This is a genomic window from Microcoleus sp. LAD1_D3 (assembly GCF_036702135.1).
Lineage (GTDB): Bacteria > Cyanobacteriota > Cyanobacteriia > Cyanobacteriales > Microcoleaceae > Microcoleus.
Genome location: NZ_JAUBSB010000117.1, coordinates 1 through 5,963, shown reverse-complemented (window position 1 = coordinate 5,963; position 5,963 = coordinate 1). Strand labels below are relative to the sequence as shown.

At 44.0% G+C, this 5,963-nt stretch carries 6 protein-coding genes; 3 read left to right on the top strand and 3 right to left on the bottom strand.

Features of this window, described 5'->3' with window-relative positions:
* Positions 1 to 504: 504 nt before the first annotated feature.
* The 3 genes from QUA74_RS29035 to QUA74_RS29025 all read right to left on the bottom strand — a co-directional run bounded on the left by QUA74_RS29035 (position 505) and on the right by QUA74_RS29025 (position 2,628).
* Positions 505 to 1,245 carry a site-specific integrase gene (locus tag QUA74_RS29035; protein ID WP_333336120.1) on the bottom strand — a complete coding sequence of 247 codons (741 nt, stop codon included), beginning with the start codon at positions 1,243 to 1,245 and terminating at the stop codon, positions 505 to 507.
* A gap of 242 nt (positions 1,246 to 1,487) precedes the next feature.
* Complete coding sequence (locus tag QUA74_RS29030; RefSeq protein ID WP_333336118.1) at positions 1,488 to 2,177, bottom strand: hypothetical protein; 690 nt, start codon at positions 2,175 to 2,177, stop codon at positions 1,488 to 1,490.
* Positions 2,178 to 2,196: 19 nt separating this feature from the next.
* A complete protein-coding gene (locus QUA74_RS29025; RefSeq protein WP_333336115.1) occupies positions 2,197 to 2,628 on the bottom strand; it encodes a lysozyme inhibitor LprI family protein in 432 nt (143 codons plus the stop codon).
* Positions 2,629 to 3,166: 538 nt separating this feature from the next.
* Here QUA74_RS29025 and QUA74_RS29020 point away from each other — a divergent pair.
* The 3 genes from QUA74_RS29020 to QUA74_RS29010 all read left to right on the top strand — a co-directional run bounded on the left by QUA74_RS29020 (position 3,167) and on the right by QUA74_RS29010 (position 5,790).
* Positions 3,167 to 4,762 carry a protein kinase domain-containing protein gene (locus QUA74_RS29020; protein ID WP_333336112.1) on the top strand — a complete coding sequence of 532 codons (1,596 nt, stop codon included), beginning with the start codon at positions 3,167 to 3,169 and terminating at the stop codon, positions 4,760 to 4,762.
* Positions 4,763 to 4,909: 147 nt separating this feature from the next.
* Positions 4,910 to 5,143 (top strand): hypothetical protein, encoded by a 234-nt coding sequence (locus tag QUA74_RS29015; protein WP_333336109.1) that lies wholly within the window; start codon positions 4,910 to 4,912, stop codon positions 5,141 to 5,143.
* Entirely contained in the window at positions 5,140 to 5,790 is a 651-nt protein-coding gene (locus QUA74_RS29010; protein ID WP_333336106.1) for a hypothetical protein, read from the top strand. Before QUA74_RS29015 ends, QUA74_RS29010 begins: the two co-directional genes overlap by 4 nt.
* The last annotated feature ends 173 nt before the right edge of the window (positions 5,791 to 5,963 follow it).

Genomic DNA, 5,963 nt, shown 5'->3' with positions numbered 1-5,963 from the left:
CCCGTTGATAGGCGTTAAGTGGAAGTCCTGAGAGGGATGAAGCTGAGGCGTACTAATAGACCGAGGGCTTGACCTCTATTGACTGATGGTGATTGATGACTTAATTCTCTGCAGTCTTCAGCGTTTTTTTTACACCCTTATAGTTTTTCCCGCTGTGTCCAAAAACGCAGTGGCACCACACCGATTTCATCCCGAGCGAGGTTGTTAAACGCCCAGGTGGCTAAGATATTTGCTGGCTCACTGCCGAGCGAAAATATCTCGATGTCGCTCGACAATATACAAACAAAAGCTCCTCTGATGTAGGAGCTTTTGTTTTAGGTTTTAAAGAACTTGGACGGGCTAGCCAACTGTTCTACTCTCGGTTTGAGATGATGCCGTCAACCAATCGTCCGGCTTTGGGCACTCCGAGCCTCTGGAACAGTATGAGAGCCGTTAAACGGATGGTAGAGCATCTCATACCCAGCAGATGCTGCTGGAGCATCCGTTTTTCAGGCAGCCAGCCAATCACCAATCGGGAATTTCTTCAGGTGAGGAGTCTGCTTGGGCTTGTGACAGTTGGTGAGGGGGCAACGGATTTCGTGGGGTTGGGGGAGCTAAATCAGGATAAGTGGTTTTCCTGACGTAGGAAAGGGTAGAGAGTGCAGAGACGGCTCCCCTTACTTGGTCGGGCCGCACTTCTAAGTATTTCTGCAACTGTTCTAAGTTGCGGTGGCCGCTGATTTCTTGAATAATCCGCAATGGGATACCCGCGTTGCTCATCTGAGTGAGTGCCGACCTTCTGAGGCTGTGGGTGGAAGCGCCGATTATGCCAACTTTTTCGCAGGCTTCTTGGAACAGGTGAGAGGCGGCTTCCGGGTTCGCGTGTTTCCAGCGGTGATTGAGGTGGCGGCCGGGGAACAGGTAGGGGTGTTCGGGATGTTTGTAGGTTTCTAACAGCAGCCTCAACTCTTGAATGATCGGGATAGTGCGGGTGCCGAGCTTACCTTTAGTGTTGCCTTTACGGATGATCATTTCGGAGCGGATGGCACCCGCCGGGGTGAAAACATCGATGACTTTTAAGCTGCACGCTTCGGCAATGCGGCAGGCGGTGTAGAGACAAACTCCGAAGAGGGCGCGGTCGCGATCGGTTTGCAAACCTTCGTTGAACAAAAGTTCGATTTCCTGTTGCGTGAATATCTTGGCCTGCCCGTGGCCTTCTATTTTCATCTTGGTGTATACTCGACCCGACGCTCCAAAGTCTTGCATACTTACTGCATTGCTGCATCCGTCGGGGGTATTTCTTAATGCGGCGGGTGAGCGGGGTCAAGGGGAAAGAAGAGGCGATCGTAGATTCGGTGAAGGACAATCGCTATCGGGTATTCTAAAAATAAATGATGTTGGAAAATTCATCGGACTCCAGCACTCGAATGATTATTCGCGATCGCCAGAGACGCGAGTACCGCCTACAAGTAAACGGAGACGGAAACTCATAGTTCTTCCTATTTTTATTAGTTAGCACTTTTAATCGGAGACTCTTTAGCCATCGAAATAGCTAGATTAACCAATGCTGACTTTTGACTTGGTGTTACATTATCATTGCGATCTAATATACATCCTACACTTGCTCGATAATTCAAACCATCTTGTTTCCAAAAAACGTGTAGAGAAGGTGGAGTGGAAGCACCTCCCCCGTTCTGAACAATGAAAACACCTTGAATCCCTGGCTTTAAGGTGATGGGTGTTCTTTCTAAGACTGCCATCTCTGAGCTAATTAATAGTTTTATCTCTGATTCTGTTCTAGTTTGATAGTCGCGTTTTCTAATTGCTCTAACTCTTTGCATATACGTCTTAGAAAAGATATGCTTGGAACGTAAATTATCAGCATATTTAGAATCTTTGGCTACTGCAATAGATCCAAAATAACAGGATCTAGTCATGCAGTTCGGTTGTGAATTAAGCCTGACAGCAAACTCTCTGGGGCTGTCTGCAATAACTTCGGGGTAAAGTTTAATGTTGCTGATATTGACATTTGAAGGTAGGCGCATTACCAATCCTCTCGGAATCTGATTCTTAATATCCCGGATAATGGGTGTAAACATAGATGCAGGTGCAGCATTTACAGTTTGGGGTTTTGTGAGATAGCAAGCTCCCAACACGGCACAACTGAGCATAATTCCTAAAATCGATTGCTTTTTCATAAACTATCCTTTCTATTCCTTATCTCTTTCTTAAAAAATTCTCTAATTCAGCGGTGCGTTGTTTGGTCTTGCGTTCCAAGCATTCATTAAGAAAATCTTGATAACCCGTACCACCGCGATTGTCATAAACTTCTGATTCGCAGCTTTTATCCCGCGACTTAATCCATTTAATCTGTTCTTGATAAAGTACCGATCGCTGTTTACGGCTTAATTTAGGAAGCAGTTGTTGATAAACCTGATTGAGGCGCTTATCCGCTGCTTCATACCTTAATCGTATACACTCCTTGGACTCTACGTTACTTTGAGGGTTGCTGCAATTACGTTGTCGCTGAGCTATGTAGTTTGGTATCGTCGCGCTATCTTGTTTAAATTCTGCAAAGACCGGCAAAGAATTAGAGCCAACAACAGCCAAACTTACTATTAAACTAAAAATCACTCGCCCTTCGATCATTTTGCCTCTCTGTTCCAATTCAAATCCCAGACCAAAAATATTGCCATATTACAAATAACGTTCCATATCCTCAGTTTCAGGAAGTTTCCTCCTTCTAAATCTTTTTACCTGATTGTGATTCAGTTCTGCTGAAGCTTGTATAAAGGAAAGTGAGCCAGCCAAATCATCGCTGTTTCTGAGGCTGGGCTAGCCACAACCAGAAGCTCATATCGGCAAAACTCACCCCATCAGCCAAAGGTAGACCAATATTCTCTCTGTTTACAGTCATCCTTATCCAACGCTCTACTGCATTACTGCATTACTGCATTTATCTGGGTATTGCTTAGCGCCAGGGGGCTGATGCAGTCAGGAAACACGCTACCTCACGGGTACAGGTGGGTGCAGAAAGAAAGGTTCGGACGATCGTTAAATCTGATGCTCAATCAAGTAACCTGAGTCTCATGCTCAGCTTCCTGGAACATAGTTGATTTACATCGGAATATTTTAATTAGCTTGACTTTAGTGCTGTATGTCGTAAAACAATATTTGACACCCAACTATGCTATTAAATAATCGGTATCAAGTTTTAAAATCTATTGGTTCTGGTGGGTTTGGGGAAACATTCCTCGCAGAAGATAACCAAATGCCATCAGGACGGCGGTGCGTAGTTAAAAAGCTACACCCGGTTTCTCACCATCCCCAAATCTATCCACTAATCAAAGAGCGCTTTCAACGGGAAGCCGCTATTTTGGAAGATTTGGGCAGCCACAGCGACCGCATTCCTACACTCTATGCTTATTTTGAAGAAAACAATGACTTCTATCTCGTTCAAGAACTAATAGAGGGCATGACTCTCACAGATAGAATCCAATCACAATCCAGTTTCAGCGAAAGTTACGTCATAGGCTTTTTAGTTAATTTTTTACCAATTTTAGATTACGTTCATCAAAAACAGATTATTCATCGGGATATTAAACCAGACAATATAATTATTAGAGAATCCGACCAAAAGCCTGTGTTGATAGATTTTGGTGCTGTGAAAGAGGCAATAGCTACTACCATGAGTTCTTCAGGAAGTCCGCAGACTTCAATTGCAATCGGCACTCGTGGATTTATGTCTTCGGAACAAGCGGCCGGACGACCAGTTTATAGTAGTGACCTATTCGCTACTGGATTAACTGCTATTTATTTACTGACAGGCAAACAGCCACAGGATATAGAAACTAATAACTACACAGGTGAAATTCTTTGGAAGCAATATGCTCCCCAAGTTAGTCCTACCCTCACCATTGTTTTAGATAAGGCAATTTCTGCTCAGAGTTGCGATCGATACGCTACAGCACAAGAAATGCTGCAAGCATTGCAATCAAAAACAGCTCAGGTTCATCAAATTATCCGTCCTACCATAGCAGATATTCCTGAGAATATTCAACAACCAACAGTTATTTCCGCAGCTCCATCGAAACTTGGGAATATCCAACAAACTTTGTTGCTTGGTAGTTTCATTGCAACGGCTATTATTGCAGGATTTTGGATAACCAAACCATCTGCACAATCACCGATTTCAAATCCACAGCCGACTCCAATTGCCTCCACTCCCCCAATAGTTTCATCACCGCAGCCTTCTAAGTCTCCTTTGCCAGTAGAAGAATCTCCTACTGCCCAAACTCCCGTTACTCCTGAATCACCGAATATTATACCAGCACAACCATCACCAATTCCTCCATCTCCGATCGTTACATCTCAACCTCAAACATCACCAATTCCTCCATCTCCGATAGTTACATCTCAACCTCAACCATCGCCAAATTATCCACCGACACCAACTCCACCACAACCTTTACCAATTTATCCACCTACATCAACAGTAACTTTACCCAAGCCAACTCCTATCTCACCTGCTCAAATTTCGATTAAGCTGCTTGACAAGCCAGAGCTATATCTTGCTTCAACTACTTTAGTGTATTCTGATGGAGATAGATTAAAAGCAGATTTTAGAGTTTACTGTCCAACCTCCATGATTCGTCCAACTAACTATATTTTGACCACCCAACAAGGTGCTGTTAAAAAAGCAGGAACGTGGTGGCAAACTTCATTTACGCCAAGATATGATGCGGAGTATCAACTTATCAAAGAAGTTTGCAACAAAAACTAATACAATCCTGGACTCACCAACTCTATCTATTTTTGGAATAGCAGCTCATTCCTTGATATACTGGGTTTCATCAGGATTGAAAATTAATTGGGGTTTGAAGCCTGACGTTATAGTGAAGATGCACACACCGGAAGCAAGCTAGTTCAGATGAAATTTTCGTTGGAACAGATGTACCCTAACATAGCCCGTTGGGTATACGAACATGAAGGCTGGATTGAAATCGGCGATCGCGCAGAGAGTCCTTTAACATCTTTTGTGCGAGCGATCGATTGTGGTGGGATGCTGTGGTTCGGAAAAGATAGTTATGAGAGCCTAGATGAAGCGCTGCAAGATTTAGACGCGGGATTGGCAGTTGTGTTGAAAGAGATTTACGGTGAATGAAACAAAACAACCAACAACGTGCTATTGCCAATAAAATAAAAAAGTGGATTCAAGCCACCAAGGAAGTTGAAAAAGCTCGACTTGCTATACCGATAACCAGGTTGACGAGTATCAAAAGTCTGTGTGTTGATGAAGTTGCTGCCCAAAAGTTTGCGCTCTACATTGCTCGACTGGTGCAGCAACAGATAAATCAGGCGATTTGTCCCGAACATTTCACCAGTGAAGAATGGGCACAGCAACAACAATTAGTGGATGAAGCAATCTCACTGATGGACAGTTACCGAGAAAACCCTAGTTACGAAAGCCGGCAATCTCTCAGAAATTTATTGAGAGACATTGATGGCTTGCAAGGGGATGACTACCGTAATTTTAGGTGGGCAACGGTGCGCTTTGTTCGCAGTGGAGATTTACTTAAGCTAGAGTATGCAGTGCGGTGTTTCGTAGAGACAGATTTTCCCTATTGGACTTACAAACTAGCTAGAGAATATGTAGAGCGTTATGGATTGCAGTCTGGTTCAGGTATCGTGGCTGAATCAGTACCCATGTTGTTGGAGGTAGCAGAATTTTGGTGTCAGTATTATTTCGATCTGAGTTTGAACGAGAAATTTCTCGATGGGGGCGTGAGATCCGTTCGACCCAACCCGTGAGAATTTTCAGCAGATCAAGGGTTTGTTAAGCCTGCGACCCCTAAGATTGTCAAAACCGGTGCCAATACTCAGCATCTAATTCTACAATTTCTGCCATGACAGAGCGGGTGTGGCACTAAAAATCTAGGCGGGAAAACGCTTGTTTCCCTATCTAGGACTTGGAAGTGCTACCC

Coding starts and splice junctions, on each gene's coding strand:
- QUA74_RS29010 (WP_333336106.1), top strand. CDS start 5,140: ATGAAACAAAACAACCAACAACGTGCTATTGCCAATAAAATAAAAAAG.
- QUA74_RS29035 (WP_333336120.1), bottom strand. CDS start 1,245: ATGCAAGACTTTGGAGCGTCGGGTCGAGTATACACCAAGATGAAAATA.
- QUA74_RS29015 (WP_333336109.1), top strand. CDS start 4,910: ATGAAATTTTCGTTGGAACAGATGTACCCTAACATAGCCCGTTGGGTA.
- QUA74_RS29030 (WP_333336118.1), bottom strand. CDS start 2,177: ATGAAAAAGCAATCGATTTTAGGAATTATGCTCAGTTGTGCCGTGTTG.
- QUA74_RS29020 (WP_333336112.1), top strand. CDS start 3,167: ATGCTATTAAATAATCGGTATCAAGTTTTAAAATCTATTGGTTCTGGT.
- QUA74_RS29025 (WP_333336115.1), bottom strand. CDS start 2,628: ATGATCGAAGGGCGAGTGATTTTTAGTTTAATAGTAAGTTTGGCTGTT.